Below are 15,278 nucleotides of genomic sequence, written 5' to 3'. Positions count from 1 at the left end.
GCGCCGGGACTGCAGACGGGTTCCGACGACGGATAGGCTGTCAATCGTGAGGTTGTCAATCAGGATGTCGTCATCGTGAGGTCGGTTACGAAGAAGGAGAGCCATATGGCACGTCAGAGCAACAGTGGCAAGGCGAAGAAGGAAGAGGAGAGCGGGATCGACCCCCGTCGCCAGGCAGCCTTGAACACGGCCCTCGCGCAGGTCGAAAAGAGCTTCGGCAAGGGTTCGGCCATGCGCCTGGGTGATAAGCCTGCCCAGGACGTGGAGGTCATCCCCACCGGGTCCCTGGCTTTGGACATGGCCCTGGGCATCGGTGGACTGCCCCGCGGCCGTATCGTCGAGATCTACGGTCCTGAGTCCTCGGGCAAGACCACCCTGGCCCTGCATGCGGTGGCCAATGCGCAGGCTGGCGGTGGAGTGGCTGCCTTCATCGATGCCGAGCACGCTTTGGATCCCGAGTACGCCAAGAAGCTGGGTGTGGACACGGACTCTTTGATCGTCTCCCAGCCAGACAACGGCGAGCAGGCGCTGGAGATCGCCGACATGTTGATTCGTTCGGGCGCCTTGGACGTTATCGTCATTGACTCGGTGGCTGCCCTGGTGCCCAAGGCCGAGATTGAGGGCGACATGGGCGACAGCCATGTGGGTTTGCAAGCCAGGCTGATGAGCCAGGCCCTGCGCAAGATGACTGGCGCCCTGTCTCAGGCCAACACTACGGCCATTTTCATCAACCAGCTCAGGGAGAAGATCGGCGTCTTCTTCGGCAGCCCGGAGACTACCACTGGCGGCAAGGCCCTGAAGTTCTATGCCTCGGTCCGCCTGGACATCCGCCGTATCCAGACTCTGAAGAACGGCGACGAGGCGGTGGGCAACCGCACCAAGGTCAAGGTGGTCAAGAACAAGATGGCTCCGCCTTTCAAGGTGGCCGAATTCGACATCCTCTACGGAGAGGGCATCTCCAAGGAGGGTTCGGTTCTGGATATGGCCTTGCAGACCAATATTGTCAAGAAGTCGGGGTCCTGGTTCACTTATGAGGGCGACCAGCTTGGTCAGGGCAGGGAGAACGTCCGTCAGTTCCTCAAGGACAACCCTGGTCTGACCAAGGAGATTGAGGATAAGGTCAAGGTTGCCTTCGGCCTTATCCCTGCTCCCTCCGAGGATAACAACGACGATCAGGCTGATGCCGACCAAGGCAGCAAGGAAGACGACTCAGCTCCTGTCGACGTCAACGGCACTGTGCCTACTGCCCAGGCTGCATGACCCCATGATCTCGGCTGAGGACTTCCTCAAGGAAAATCCTGTCCGACTGGTTCAGGCCGAGGATTCTGCCGACTCCAGCACAGAGCCGCGGGATTCTCGACCGGACCGGTTCCAAGCAGACTCCGCAGGTGCGCCTGGCTCGGCAGGTTCAGTAGGTGCGGCGGGTATGGGAACAGTCCCAGATTTCGCTACTGATTCGCGGTCTGACTCAGGCTTTCCGCATACCGTAAATTCCCTGCCCACTGCGGATGTTCGCCCCGTTGCTAGCCAGAAGAATGACTGCTACAAGGAAGACAGCAGCCCAGTGCAAGCTGCTGCCCTGGGGCTGGAGCATGGCGCTCGATTTGGAGGGAGTCTGGAAGATATTGACAGTGCTGCCAATACTGATATGTCTGACGAATCACTGGCAGGTCACCATCCTTCCCAGGGGCACCGTTCTTCCCGGGGTTTTGACAGAAAGGCCCGCCGTCGTGGCCGTCACCCACGTGCTGGCGGCTTTGGCGGAGGTTCTGCGCCTGCAGTCCCACGAGCAGATGCGGATGACGCAGATGTTTGCAGGGAGGCTGCCCTGACTTTGCTGGATGCGGCGGCCCGTTCAAGCGGAGCCCTGGCCCGTCGTCTGGCCGACAAGGGGTTCGACACGAACGTGATCAATCAGGTGATCGACCGGTTGACCAGACTGGGTCTTGTGAATGACCAGGCCTATGCCCAGGATCTTCTGCGTTCCTGCCTGCATCGAACACTGGGGGAGCGGGGCGTGCTCTCGGAGATGACCCGCAAGGGTCTGGATTCAGGACTGGCTGCGCAGGTGGTGGCCCAGGCCTCTCGTGAGGGACTCTTCGTCGACTCAGCCTATGAGCTCGGTCGCAAGGTGGCCCGCAAGACAGCCGGACTCGATCTCAAGGTACGCAAACGGCGATTCTGGAGTGCTGGATCCCGCAAGGGCCACAGCCCCGACCTCCTCAACCAGGTCGCAGCAGACCTTTTCGCTTCTGACGACCCTCTCGATTGAGCTGATTGCTGCCAAAGCACCACACAGTAGAAGAGTAGATGAGACCTCTCATATACCCCGGGTTCTGTCATCGACCGGATAGAAATCCGGACGACGGATGGCCATCCATCTCGACCTGACGTTGCCGCCAGGCTCTAGCGGCCTACCCGAAGGCGGGACGAGCAACCCCTGAATGCCTTCTGCTTGGCCTTGCTCCCGATGAGGCTTGCCATGCGGTCGGCGTTACCGTCGACCCGGTGGTCTCTTACACCGCCGTTTCACCCTTACCCGTCTTTACAGGACGAGCGGTCTGTTCTCTGTTGCGCTATCTCTCAGGTCGCCCTGGGCGGACGTTATCCGCCATCGTGCTCTATGGAGCCCGGAAGTTCCTCAACCCTTCCCAAGAGGAGGGGCCGCGGCCATCCGAGAGGTCTCGGGGATACAGCATAGCGGAACTGAACGACCGTACCAGTGGTGATGATTCCGCTGTGGCCTCAAGCTCAATCAGTGAGTCAGCCTTGCTCTTCGGATACAATCGGAAGCACAGTCGATGGTGACCAAGTCCGCCATCGCACCAGCGGTTCGTCCGCTCACGAGTGCAAGGAGATTCCCATGGAGATCGTCATTACCGGTCGACATACCCAAATCAAGCAGCGGTTCCGCGATGTTGTGGACAGCAAGATGAACAGGGTGACGGCCATCGCCCCCGATGCCCAGCGCATCCAGGTCGTTCTGACACATGAAGGCAATCCCCGCCAGGCTGACAGCGCCAAGAGGGTGGAGCTCACTGTCCAGGCCGGCAAGACCGTGATTCGCGCCGAGGCCTCCAGCGCCGACGAGTTCAGCGCGCTGGACATGGCTTTGGACAAACTGACCCAGCGTCTGCGGCGAGTCCGCGACCGCCGCAAGGACCACCGCCGTGGACTGGAGCATCCGCCCCTGCCCGTCGATCTGCCCGTGGATAATCAGGCAGGCGATCAGGGAGAGCAGGGCCAGGAGTCCAATCCCGACAACAGCGCCCAGAGCGCCGTGGCCTCGGACCTGGCGCCGGGCCAGTCGGTCGAAGTGCAGGTGGGGGACACCCCTATCGTCATTCGCCGCAAGCTGCACATCGCGGAGCCTATGAGTATCGACGAGGCCCTATATGAGATGGAGCTGATCGGCCACGACTTCTTCCTCTTTGTCAACAAGGAGACTAAGCGGCCATCGGTGGTCTACCGTCGGCACGGATGGAGCTATGGCGTCTTCGAGATCGATACGCCTGAGCATGTAGGCCGAAAGCAGTAACCGAAGAACGGATATTGAACTGTGGGGCGATTCCCCGGCGGCAGGTTGTCTGACCACCGGAGAATGGCCCTTCTTCAATGCCCGGTCCAGCTGCTAAGGCCGCAGCTGGGTTTGTGGAACAATCGGTTTCGAGAAAATCGGTGCATTCGCGTAAGATAATCAAGGTCTGGGCCTACGCCAGCTGAGGGCGTGTGAAGGCCATAAAGAAACGGTAGGGAGCGCAACGTGGTAGCAGTCTTGGACAAGGTCCTCCGTATGGGCGAGGGTCGTCAGATTCGCAAGCTTCAGGGGGTGGCCAAGGCGACGAACGCCTTCGAGGATCAGATCTCGGCCATGAGTGATGAGGAGCTCAAGGCGCAGACGCCTAAGTTCAAGCAGCGATTGGAGAACGGCGAATCCCTCGATTCCCTAATGCCCGAAGCCTTCGCCACGGTACGCGAGGTTTCCAAGCGTACCCTGGGCCAGCGGCATTTCGATGTCCAGTTGATGGGTGGAGCGGCCCTGCACTGGGGCAACATAGCCGAGATGAAGACCGGAGAAGGCAAGACCTTGGTGGCTACCTTGCCCAGTTATCTGAATGCCTTGGAGGGCAAGGGTGTGCATGTGGTTACGGTCAACGACTACCTGGCCTCCTACCAGAGCGAGCTTATGGGGCGCATCTTCCGCTTCCTGGGCATGAGCGTGGGCTGCATCATCACCGACCAGCGCCCCGCCGAGCGCCGCAAGCAATACCAAGCGGATATCACCTACGGCACCAACAACGAATTCGGCTTCGACTACCTGCGCGACAACATGGCCTGGGACAAGGACGAGTTGGTTCAGCGCGGACACCACTTCGCCATCGTGGACGAGGTGGACTCCATCCTGATCGACGAGGCACGAACTCCTCTGATTATTTCCGGCCCGGCCGAGGGCGACGTGACCCGATGGTATCGGCAGTTCGCCAAGCTGGTCCCCAAGCTCACCAGGGATGAGGACTACGAGGTCGACGAGAAGAAGAAAGTTGTCGGCATCCTGGATCCTGGCATCACCAAGGTGGAGGACTACCTGGGCATCGACAACCTCTACGAGCCCGCTAACACCGCCCTGATCGGGTACCTGAACAACGCCATCAAGGCCAAGGAGCTCTTCCTGCGCGACCGCGACTATGTCGTCCAGAACGGCGAAGTCCTGATCGTGGACGAGCACACCGGCCGTTTGCTCAAGGGACGTCGCTACAACGAGGGTCTCCATCAGGCCATCGAGGCCAAGGAGGGTGTGGAGGTCAAGGCCGAGAACCAGACCTTTGCCACCATCACCCTGCAGAACTACTTCCGTATGTACGACAAGCTGGCGGGCATGACCGGCACGGCAGAGACCGAGGCCGCCGAGTTCATGAATACCTACAAGCTGGGCGTGCTGCCCATTCCCACCAACAAGCCCATGATCCGCAAGGATCAGGACGATCTGATCTATCGCTCCAAGAAGGAGAAGCTGGCCGCCATCGTCCGCGATGTTGCCAAACGGCATGCAAAGGGCCAGCCGATTCTGCTGGGCACCGCATCCGTGGAGTCCTCCGAGGTGGTCTCCTCCCTGCTGGACGTGGCCGGCATCGACCATCAGGTCCTCAACGCCAAGCAGCATGCGCGTGAGGCTGCGGTTGTGGCAGTCGCAGGGCGCAAGGGGGCCGTGACCGTGGCCACCAACATGGCTGGACGCGGCACCGATATCATGTTGGGCGGCAATGTAGAGTTCCTTGCCGATCAGAAGCTCAAGGAGCAGGGCTACTCGCCAGACGACACACCAGAGGAGTATGAGAAGCGCTGGCCCAAGATGCTGGACTCCGTTAAGGAGCAGGTCAAGGACGAGCACGAGGAGGTCGTCAAGCTGGGTGGCCTCTATGTGCTGGGCACCGAGCGGCACGAGTCGCGCCGAATCGACAACCAGCTGCGCGGCCGTTCCGGCCGTCAAGGCGACCCCGGTGAGTCCAGGTTCTATCTGAGCTTGGAGGATGACCTGATGCGCCTGTTCAACACCCAGCTGGTGGCCCGAATGATGTCCTCCAAGAGTCTGCCCGAAGGTCAACCCATTGGCACCAAGAGTGTCTCCAAAGGTGTGCGCAATGCACAGAAGTCCGTTGAATCCCGCAACTACGAGATTCGCAAGAACGTGCTCAAGTACGACGACGTGATGAACAAGCAACGTCAGGTCATCTATGGCGAGCGTCAGGCCGTGCTCAAGGGTGAGGACATCCATGAGGACATCCTCCGCTTCATCCGAGAGACCGTGACCTCCTACATCCGCGGGGCTCAGAACGGTTCGGACAAGCCAAAGGACTGGGATGCCGACGGGCTCTGGAAGGCGCTGGCCTCCGTATATCCGATCAGTCTTGATCAGGATGAGACCATGGACTCCCTGGAGGATCTAAAGGGCGACAAGGCCGTTAAAGCCTTGGCCGACAAGGTCGTGGAGGATGCCGATTCCATCTACCAGGAGCGTGAGGATGAGCTGGGCGAGAAGGGCTCCAGGCAGCTGGAGCGCCAGGTGGTCCTCTCCGTCCTGGACAGCAAGTGGCGTGAGCATCTCTACGAGATGGACTACTTGAAGGACGGCATAGGCCTGCGCGGCATGGGTCAGCGTGACCCTCTGGTCGAGTACCAGCGTGAGGGCTACCAGATGTACAACTCCATGATCGATGCCATTAAGGAGCAGACTGTACAGCTGCTCTTCAACGTGGACCTCAAGCAGATCGCGGCCAGCCAGGAGAACGAGCGGCGGGCCCGCGAGGAGCGCAAGGAGAATGAGGAGAGCCAGTCCGAGCCGGTCAACTATCAGGCGCCTGAAGAGCCTGATGCCGAGGACGAGACTACTGACATCGACGAGACAGCCGAGGAGCGTGACGAAGGTGCTCCCGCTGGCAGCGTCCAGGAGGATTCGGAAGAGGATTCCGATAAAGACTCTTCCGAGGATATCGCTGAAGCGAGCGAGGCTGATGACGCTAGCGCTCCGGCTCCGGTCGGACCTGCGCCCATCAGTCATGCCGAGGGCAAGGTTCCCGCCAATAAGAGGCCTAAGGCCGTAGAAGATCACTCGCCCTGGGCCGATGGCCGTACCTTCCCAGGCACGCCTCGAAACGCCCCTTGCCCCTGCGGGTCTGGACGCAAGTACAAGATGTGCCACGGCCAGAACGAGAAGAAATGATACGTATGCATAATCTGCAGCGGACTGCCTAGGCAGGGTTGCTGATTTACTCGACGGCCATCGCTCATTAGGGCGGTGGCCGTTTCCATATATTGGATTAGGTGCTTTCATATATTGGTAGACAAGTGACCGAAATGTGGGATGGCCTTGTGTCAGGGAGGGGCAGGGCAGTAAACCTAGAGCAAACAGCGGGGCATCCAGCCCCGCTTATTCTAAGGAAAAGAGTCATCATGCGGCCACTTAGCTGGAAATCCGTCCTGAACTCCTTGGTGTCCGGTCGACACCTGAGCGCGGATGAGGCCGAGTGGTGCATGAACGACCTGATGGACGGAAATGCCGACCCGGTGCAGGTGGGGGCCGCCCTGTCCATGCAGTCCACTCTGGGTCTGACCAGTCCGGAGGTCGAAGGGGCTGCCAAGGCCATGGTGGGTCATGCGGTGCCGCTGAAGGTCAGTGGTGACGTGACCGACATCGTCGGCACTGGCGGCGACGGGGCTGCAACAGTCAACCTGTCGACCATGGGCGCCATCGTGGCTGCGGCAGCAGGGGTCAGGATCGTCAAGCACGGCAACAGGGCTGCATCCAGCAAGAGCGGCACCGCCGACTGTCTGGAACAGCTGGGTCTTCCGCTGGATCTGCCGCCCAAGGAGGTGGCCGCCATGGCGGACCGCTACGGCATCACCTTCGTCTTTGCCAAGACCTTCCACCCTGCCATGCGCTTTGCAGGACCTGTCCGCTCGTCGCTGGGTATTCCGACCGTCTTCAACCTGCTGGGACCCTTGACCAACCCGGTTAACCCGCGCTATGTGGCCATTGGATGCGCCCAGCGTCAGCTGAGCCCCATGATGGCCCAGGTTTACGCCTCACGCGGTCAGGAGGGCATGGTCTACACCTCGGTCGAAGGCCTTGACGAGATGGCCCCGACCGGCCCGGTTTCCATTTGGGAGATACACCAGGGCAAGGTGGAGGAGCGGTCCTTCGACCCGACTCGTGAGCTAGGTATTGATCCGGTCGATCTGGATGACCTACGCGGCGGCGATCCAGCTTTCAATGCCAGTGTCGTCAGGGACTTCCTGGCTGGAAAGTCGATTCCCTCCCGTTCAACAGCCCTGCTCAATGCAGCGTCGGCCATCGTAGCTGACGGCACACAGATCGAAGCTGATCCCGTAGCCGATCTGAGTGTCCGGTTTGCTCAGGCCTACCAACTGGCTACGGAGGTTGTGGACCAGGGCAGGGCCGCCGACCTGCTAGCCGCCTGGATTCACGGAGCCCAGGAGGCGCAGACCCGCTGCCAGCAAGAGGAACGGGCACGTCGCCCGATATTGTTGTAGGTTCACGGTTGCCACAACTGTTCGGGCCTCGCTGGCTGATGTTTCTGCCAGCGAGGCCCGAACGTATTGGCGGTTTATATATGGCGGCTCACAGCTTCATCGCCGGTAGTGTCGTTCGTCATCATCGAAGAGGCCGCTTGAGGCATCGCGGAAGTTCTTCCGGTCAATGATCAATCCTGCGATGCCTATCAGCAGAAGCAAGCCCGCCAGCAGGCCGGTCAAGCCGGACCAGCGGGGGATCAGGATGGTCAGGAAGAAGCAGACCAGGCCCAGCACCGTCATGATGATGAAGGCCATCCGCCTTTTGCCAAGGTCGCTCAGGTCAGGGTTAGGCGGCACAAAGTTCGACGACTGGTCCATGACCTCGTCGGTGTCCAGCCAGCTCCTGCCTTGGAAATCGCGAGGCCCGGAGCCGCCGACGAAGGAATCGCGCTTCAAGTCCTCGGCCCTCAGCGCCGCCTTCTTCTCGGACTTCCGAGCTTTCTTTTCGAATTCCTTGGCCGTCTTGGACGATTCCAGGGAACCTAGCTCGTCAGCGTGCGAGTTCAGAAAGTCCATCCACTCATCGTTCCCCTGTGAGGACCCGGTTCCCGCCTCGCTGTTATACTGATTCCCGGCGTCGTTATGCTTGTGCTCGGTCATAGAACCATCGTAACCTCGGCCGCACGCATTCGCTACCAAGGAGTCTCTGTGCTGTACTGGTTCTTCGTCAAATTGCTCGGTCCGTTGGCGCGTACCTGGTTCAAACCGACCGTTGAAGGCACGGGGAACATTCCCAAGCAGGGGGCTGCCATCATCGCTTCCAATCATCTGGCCGTCATCGACGATGCCCTTCTACCCATCACCTGCCCGCGGATGATCCACTTCATGGGCAAGGCCGAGTACTTCAACGGCAAGGGAATAAAGGGCAAGTTCAAGAAGTGGTGGTTCAGCTCGGTCGGAGTCTTCCCCGTCGATAGGTCGGGCGGCTCCAAGTCGCTGGGAGCCATGGAAACCGCACGTTCCATCCTAGAACACGGACATATCTTCGGCATCCATCCAGAAGGTACGCGAAGCCCTGACGGCAGGCTCTACCGTGGGCACACCGGGGCGGCGCGGCTTGCCTTCGAGACTGGAACGACAGTGGTGCCCACCGCTATCATCGGTACTCGGCAGCTTCAGGAACCCGGCCATGTGCTTCCACACCGCGGCAAGACCAAGGTCATCTTCGGCAAGCCCATTACTGTGCCCTACGTGCCGGTCAACAGCCTCACCCACGAGGAGATCCGCAACCTGACCGACAGGATTATGCAGGAGATCGAGGAGATGAGCGGGCAGCGCTACGTGGATGTGTATGCTCAGGTCATCAAGGCGCATGAGAGCAAAGAAGAACTGGGCTGACGACGGACTGCAGAGAATAGCGTAGTCAGACCACAGTCAGAGTCACGACGGCTGGTGAGCCGTCATCATTGACCACCTTGACTCGGGTGCCGGGGTTGGGATCCTGAATTCGCACCGTATGGGTCAGGTTGCCCAGCGGTGCGGAGATGTTGACCTTGAGTCCGTATCTCTGCAGGATCTGTGTGGCCTCGTCCTGGCTCTTGCCCTTTACATCGGGCATGGTGATGGACTGCGGCCCCTTGGAGATCACTACGTTGACCGCATCGCCCCAGTGAAGCTGTTCCTGGGCCTGGTGGGAGGCGGAAATCACCTGGTTACGGGGTACCGTGTCTGACCAGTCCTCGCTGTAGTTGACCTTGAGCCGGAGGGCTTCCAGAGCCGCCTTGGCATCGTCCCTGGCCTTGCCGATGATGTCGGGCATGGCCACGGGCATCCGACCCTTGGATAGGACCAGGCTGACCTTGGCATCGTGCCGGGTTTTGGTCCCTGGGGCCGGGTCCACTGAAATCGCCGCTCCCTCGGGTATATCCATGGAGTACTGGTCCTTGGATGAGTCACGGACGATCTTGTCGAACCCAGCCGCCTTCAGGGCTTGGATGGGGTCCTTGCCGTTGGAGGTGTCTGGCATCAGGATGTCCTTGGGCACTGTAGCCTGGCGAACCCCTTTGGAGACGGTCAGGTTGAGGCGACCGCCACGTTTGCTGATATGGGCCCCGACCGCATCGGGATCCGCAGCCATGATGGCCCCTTTGGGCACTTGATCGCTGAAGTCATAGTCGGTATAGACCTTAATGCCTGCGACCTTGAGCGTGCGGGTGTACTTGGCGTAGTCGGCGCCAAGTACCTTACACTCCTGATTTTCGGAGCAGGAGATGTCATCCGGTTTGGGCAGTGCGTAATAACTGCCCGGACCCAGGTAATACCACCAGGCGCCTCCGCCGCCTCCGGCCAGGGCCAGTACCAGCAGAATCACCAGCACGATGATCAAGCCCCGATGCCGGTGCTTGGGTTTCGCTGCTTCAGCGCCTTGCTGCATGGTCTGGACAGAAGCCGGGACAGCCGCCACATCAGCGGGGGAAGTCGTCGGGTCCTGAGGCTGTAGAACGGTTGTAGTTTCGGCCCAGGAGGGAGTGTCCACGTCGTTGAGCCGATAGCGTCTGGTCGCTGCGTCCGCATCGGTTTCGGGCGGGGCGGGCACAGCTAGGACCGTGTCTGAACCCTCCGGGGCGGTTGCTGCAGCAATGGTCTGTGTGGCTGCATCTTCGGCATCGTCACTGGGTGCCGTAGCTCTTTGAGTTGGCGATTCGGGCATCTCAGGGTCGTGTCCGAGGGTCCCGGCGATGGTGAGTTCGGGCTCTCCGCTTGCTGCGTCTGCTACGGCCGTTGTGGCTGTTGCAGGCAACATGTAGTCCATGGCTTGCCGGTCTAGTCCCCTGACCACCTTTCTCAGGCTTTCCAGGGCCTTGCCTGCGTTGTCTGGACGATTTTCGGGGGAGCGGTCGGTCAGTCCGGAGACCAGGGCGGCTACGGATGGGTCGATTCCCGGGCAGACCCTGGCCAGGGAGGGGACATCCTCGTGGACGTGCTTGAAGACGATGGTTACCGGATTGTCACTGGCGAAGGGGACCGTGCCGGTCAACATCTCGTAAGCGATGATGCCCACGGCGTAGAGGTCGCTCTGGGGGGAGGCCTCATTGTTCTCAATGGTTTCGGGGGCCAGGTAGGCGGCCGTGCCCATGAGCATGCCTGTCGAGGACAGAGTGGCTTGAGCGGCGGCGCGGGCCAGGCCGAAGTCGGTGATCTCCACATGGCCGCGGTCGTTGATGAGGATGTTTTCCGGCTTGATGTCGCGATGGATGACGCCGGCTCGGTGGGCAGAGGCCAGGCCGTCCAGGATTTCGCCCACGATGCGCAGGGTCTCCTTCAGGGGATAGACTCCCTGACGGGCCATGTCCCTCCGCAGGCTTATTCCGTGGACATACTCCATGACCAGGTAGTCCAGCCCTTGGTCGACGCCTGTATCGTAAACCTGAACAATGTGGGGGTTGGCGATGGCGGCCGCAGACCTGGCCTCCCGGCGGAAACGCTCCTCGAACTGGGCCCTGTGCGGCCCCTGGGCCAGCACGGTGTGCATGATCTTGACCGCCACATGCCTGGACAGCCGCAGATCCAGAGCCTCGTAGACCGTGGCCATGCCACCTTGCGCAATCTCGCGCAGAATGCGGTAGCGCCCGTCTATGATCCGGTCGCTTGTCCTCTCGTCCGCTTCACTCATGCTCGTCTTGTCCGGCCCTCTGCACCTCGGAGGCCTGACCGGCCTCGGCATCAATGGAAGATACACGTTCATGATACCCGGCGGTGGTGGCAAGCGGCAGGAAGCGTCGGCAGGCCTTCAGGAAGATGGTTCGGCCCCTGGCAGACAGGTGCAGGTCATCGGCCAGGGCCTGGGCTCGGGCCTGGGCTCGGACGGACAGGTCGGCTATGCGTCGACGACTGGCCTCTACAGCACCGCAGGACTGCATCAGGTCACGGACCATATTCACCTGGGCATCCTTGCGGCGTTGGGAGGGGGAATCGTAGAGACGGCGAACCTCCTTGGCCTGGTCAGGATTGGCCATGGCCAGAGTGTCGGCCAGGAGGACGGTCCGCTTGCCCTCGCGAATATCGCCTCCCACGGGTTTGCCGGTGTGGCGGTCGTCGCCTGCCACATCCAGCAGATCGTCCGACAGTTGGAAGGCCAGTCCCAGATCCAGGCCTAGGACGTGCACTGACACTTTATGCTCTTCCAGGTCCGTTCCGGCAGCTAGCAACCCCAGAGCCAGGGGGGCCATGGTGGTGTAGGAGGCGGTCTTCCATGCCATGGTGTGCATGGCCTGGCTGCGCAGACGTTCCGGATCGTCCAAGGAAGCCTCTTCCATCCCCATGTCCAGGACTTGTCCGGTGACCACAGCTGTCTGTATAGCTTGGAAGACCCTGCCGATGGCCGGCCCCTGAGGCAGGTCGGCAGCCGCCTGGAGGGCCAGGGCCGTGCTCAGCGATGCCAGCAGGTCGCCAAGGAGGATGCCCAAGCCAGTGCCGCGAGCATCAGGTCGGGCGGGGGCCCGGTCGTTTGGATTGTTTTCGGCAACCGACCGGCTCAGAGCCAGATGCGCGGCAGGGCGGCCCCGGCGACGGGGGGAGCCATCAATGATGTCGTCGTGGACCAGGGCGCTAGTCTGGTAGACCTCCAGGGCACAGGCAAGGTCCACTACCGCCTGTTCACGGTCTGGATTCTGCTCGGATTCCAGAGCCCTCCAGACGTCGCAGAGCAGCAGGGCACGCAGCCGTTTGCCGCCTCGGCCAGCCTCGATTGCCTGGAGAATAACCGCCTGCAAAGCCTCCTGGGAGGGGTCCTGATCTAGGGGATGGTCCGGTCCGGGCCTCGGAGCAGTCAGGTGGTCGCAATGGCGATGGAGCAGTTCCTCCATACGCTGTTCGACCCGTGCTGCTGTCACGCTCTTCATGCCTTAGAGCCTATCTGCATATCTGCCCAGCGGGTGGGCTGCACTGCCCATGGCTGCAAGGAACATGGTGGATGGATGACCCCACTTGACCACATGATCGGCTGTGGCCTTCCCAACGGTTCCAACTGGTTCAGGATGGTGCCAAGGCTCCCCGGACCGGGAGCGGATGGGAGGCGATGACTGTATGAGTGACATGCACGAAGACGGCATGACAAAACTTGTTGAGAACTACCGAGAGGGCCGACGAAGATGGGGTGTGGAAGATGCTGACAGGCGATGGCTCCGGCAACCCTTGACGGACTGGACTGCCGGCTTGAAAGGGCAGCAGCCGTACCCGCCTTTGGACTCCGATACAGCTGACCGTCTGGCTGTGGCCATCAAGGAGACCCTGGCCATACGCGACGGGCTTATTCTGTCCATCCTGGCACCTGAGCCTGGTCTACACAGGGATCGGTTGCTGGACCTGTGTGTTCGTCCCAACGATCCATCCAACGTCACGGCGCTCTGCAGCATTCTGGATGCGGTCTTCAAGGATCCTGCGACACGGCCGGACCAACCACGTTGTCAGGCTGGACTGGCCATGCTTGAGGCCATGGCGGATAAGGTTCCGCCGGGGTTCCGGTCCCAGCCCCTGGCGGTCGCGGCCTATGTCGACTGGTGGAGTGGGGGATCACTGGCGTCCGGTCTTGCTGAGGGAGCCCTGGACGACGACCGCTCATGCAGCTTGGCCGCCATCGTTCTAGCACTGATCGGCCGCAGTATCGACCCAGCTTGGAGGCAATCGGGCTGAATCGGGAATAATCGTCCCCCTGGGGTGGTTCACTTAGTGAGTCTACGATTTGACCTTGCCATAGCTGTGCCTTAAAAGCAGTGTCGGCGGGTGGGATGATCCAGGAGGAGAATTTGGCCACGAAGGACACCAAGTCAGCCAAGACAGCCACAGTGGATACCGGAAAGGGCCGGACCAGTTCAACCGCCGGCAAGACCAAGACCGCCACCAGGTCCAAGACCAGCAGCAAGGCGTCCCGCAAGACCACAGCCCGCAAGACCGCCACTGCCGGCACTTCGGCTACCAAGACGAACCACCGCCCGGCCTCCAAGACCACGAAGAAGGTCGAAGAGGAGCCCGTCCTGCAGCAGGAGGAGCAAGAGCCCGACGAGGACCTGCTAGAGGACCAGGAGGACGACGACCAGCTGGACAAGGGCGAGGATCAGCTGGAGGACGAGCCCGACGAGGACGATCAGGAGGAGGATGAGGCCTCCCAGGTAGAGGATGAGGCCGAGGAGGACCGCAAGGCCGCTCATGCCCTCGCTGCCAAGGTCAAGGGTGCCTTCGTTGTCGACGATTCTGATGACGACGAGAATGTCACCCCCTCAGGCAACCCCAAGCGTCGTGTGGTCACCGCTGGCGCCACCGCCGATCCTGTTAAGGACTACCTCAAGCAGATTGGCCGAGTCAGCCTGCTGAACGCCGAGCAGGAGGTGGACCTTTCGGAGCGTATCGAGGCCGGCCTCTATGCCCAGCATCTGCTGGACACCGAGGGCGAGGGCATGGACTTCAAGCGCCGCCGCGAGCTCAAGTGGGCTGCCAATGACGGGAAGAAGGCCAAGGATCATCTGCTGGAGGCCAATCTGCGACTGGTAGTCTCCCTGGCCAAGCGTTACACCGGCAGGGGCATGCTCTTCCTGGACCTGATCCAGGAAGGCAACCTGGGTCTGATCCGCGCTGTGGAGAAGTTCGACTATACCAAGGGCTACAAGTTCTCCACATACGCCACCTGGTGGATCCGCCAGGCCATCACCCGTGCTATGGCCGACCAGGCCCGAACCATCCGCGTGCCCGTCCACATGGTCGAAGTCATCAACAAGCTTTCCCGCGTTCAGCGTCAGATGTTGCAGGACCTGGGCCGCGAGCCCACCCCCGACGAGCTGGCGCGGGAGCTGGACATGCCTGTCGAGAAGGTTCAGGAAGTCCAGAAGTATGGGCGTGAGCCCATCTCCCTGCACACCCCTCTGGGTGAGGACGGCGACTCGGAGTTCGGTGATCTGATCGAGGACACCGATGCCATTGCCCCATCGGATGCTGTGGCCTTCTCTCTGCTGCAGGAACAGTTCCAGCAGGTTCTCGAGACCCTGAGCCCCCGCGAGGCCGGCGTCATTAAAATGCGCTATGGCCTGGAGGATGGGCAGCCCAAGACCCTGGACGACATCGGCCGTGTCTACGGGGTCACCCGTGAGCGCATTCGCCAGATCGAGTCCAAGACCATGTCCAAGCTACGGCATCCTTCGCGCTCACAGACCCTGCGGGACTTCCTGGATCAGTGACCTCTACGCCCGGTGGGGAGA

12 protein-coding genes and 1 other RNA gene are annotated in these 15,278 nt (G+C 61.0%); 9 read left to right on the top strand and 4 right to left on the bottom strand.

The genetic code is table 11. The annotated features are described in order from the left end of the window. Nucleotides 1–105: 105 nt before the first annotated feature. From recA to H3T90_RS01935, 3 genes are all read left to right on the top strand, one after another. A complete protein-coding gene (gene recA, locus H3T90_RS01945; protein ID WP_046322775.1) occupies nucleotides 106–1,260 on the top strand; it encodes a recombinase RecA in 1,155 nt (384 codons plus the stop codon). Nucleotides 1,261–1,535: 275 nt separating this feature from the next. Next, nucleotides 1,536–1,832, top strand: coding sequence for an intermembrane phospholipid transport YdbH family protein (locus H3T90_RS01940; protein WP_198229407.1), 297 nt, complete (start codon nucleotides 1,536–1,538; stop codon nucleotides 1,830–1,832). A gap of 2 nt (nucleotides 1,833–1,834) precedes the next feature. After that, nucleotides 1,835–2,272 carry a regulatory protein RecX gene (locus H3T90_RS01935; RefSeq protein ID WP_046322778.1) on the top strand — a complete coding sequence of 146 codons (438 nt, stop codon included), beginning with the start codon at nucleotides 1,835–1,837 and terminating at the stop codon, nucleotides 2,270–2,272. Between the two features lie 36 nt (nucleotides 2,273–2,308). On the opposite strand, the gene rnpB is transcribed toward H3T90_RS01935, so the two are convergent. Then, nucleotides 2,309–2,686: RNase P RNA component class A (gene rnpB / locus H3T90_RS01930), an RNA gene on the bottom strand. A gap of 177 nt (nucleotides 2,687–2,863) precedes the next feature. Here rnpB and hpf point away from each other — a divergent pair. From hpf to trpD, 3 genes are all read left to right on the top strand, one after another. Further along, nucleotides 2,864–3,538 carry a ribosome hibernation-promoting factor, HPF/YfiA family gene (gene hpf, locus H3T90_RS01925; protein WP_110425114.1) on the top strand — a complete coding sequence of 225 codons (675 nt, stop codon included), beginning with the start codon at nucleotides 2,864–2,866 and terminating at the stop codon, nucleotides 3,536–3,538. Between the two features lie 225 nt (nucleotides 3,539–3,763). Next, the gene (gene secA / locus H3T90_RS01920) at nucleotides 3,764–6,718 is read left to right on the top strand and encodes a preprotein translocase subunit SecA (RefSeq protein ID WP_198229406.1); all 2,955 of its coding nucleotides are present in this window, start codon (nucleotides 3,764–3,766) and stop codon (nucleotides 6,716–6,718) included. A gap of 230 nt (nucleotides 6,719–6,948) precedes the next feature. Next, nucleotides 6,949–8,049: an anthranilate phosphoribosyltransferase gene (gene trpD / locus H3T90_RS01915; protein WP_198229405.1), complete on the top strand. Its 1,101-nt coding sequence runs from the start codon at nucleotides 6,949–6,951 to the stop codon at nucleotides 8,047–8,049. 96 nt (nucleotides 8,050–8,145) lie between these two features. On the opposite strand, the gene H3T90_RS01910 is transcribed toward trpD, so the two are convergent. Next, complete coding sequence (locus H3T90_RS01910) at nucleotides 8,146–8,691, bottom strand: hypothetical protein (RefSeq protein WP_121913353.1); 546 nt, start codon at nucleotides 8,689–8,691, stop codon at nucleotides 8,146–8,148. A gap of 48 nt (nucleotides 8,692–8,739) precedes the next feature. Between H3T90_RS01910 and H3T90_RS01905 the strand changes: the two genes are divergently transcribed. Continuing rightward, complete coding sequence (locus H3T90_RS01905; protein ID WP_046322784.1) at nucleotides 8,740–9,429, top strand: lysophospholipid acyltransferase family protein; 690 nt, start codon at nucleotides 8,740–8,742, stop codon at nucleotides 9,427–9,429. A gap of 25 nt (nucleotides 9,430–9,454) precedes the next feature. Here the strand turns inward: H3T90_RS01905 and H3T90_RS01900 are convergent, their stop codons facing one another. Beyond that, nucleotides 9,455–11,704, bottom strand: a complete 2,250-nt coding sequence (locus H3T90_RS01900; protein WP_198229404.1) for a protein kinase domain-containing protein — start codon at nucleotides 11,702–11,704, stop codon at nucleotides 9,455–9,457. Then, a complete protein-coding gene (locus tag H3T90_RS01895) occupies nucleotides 11,697–12,923 on the bottom strand; it encodes a polyprenyl synthetase family protein (protein ID WP_198229403.1) in 1,227 nt (408 codons plus the stop codon). The genes H3T90_RS01900 and H3T90_RS01895 overlap by 8 nt, the downstream gene beginning before the upstream one ends. Before the next feature lie 193 nt (nucleotides 12,924–13,116). On the opposite strand from H3T90_RS01895, the gene H3T90_RS01890 reads away from it, so the two are divergent. Both H3T90_RS01890 and H3T90_RS01885 read left to right on the top strand, forming a co-directional pair. Further along, a complete protein-coding gene (locus tag H3T90_RS01890; protein ID WP_181415085.1) occupies nucleotides 13,117–13,722 on the top strand; it encodes a DUF4192 family protein in 606 nt (201 codons plus the stop codon). A gap of 113 nt (nucleotides 13,723–13,835) precedes the next feature. Continuing rightward, nucleotides 13,836–15,257: an RNA polymerase sigma factor gene (locus tag H3T90_RS01885; protein WP_232350485.1), complete on the top strand. Its 1,422-nt coding sequence runs from the start codon at nucleotides 13,836–13,838 to the stop codon at nucleotides 15,255–15,257. The last annotated feature ends 21 nt before the right edge of the window (nucleotides 15,258–15,278 follow it).

The organism is Bifidobacterium polysaccharolyticum (genome assembly GCF_016101585.1).
GTDB lineage: Bacteria > Actinomycetota > Actinomycetes > Actinomycetales > Bifidobacteriaceae > Bombiscardovia > Bombiscardovia polysaccharolytica.
This window is presented reverse-complemented; position numbering and strand designations above follow the sequence as displayed.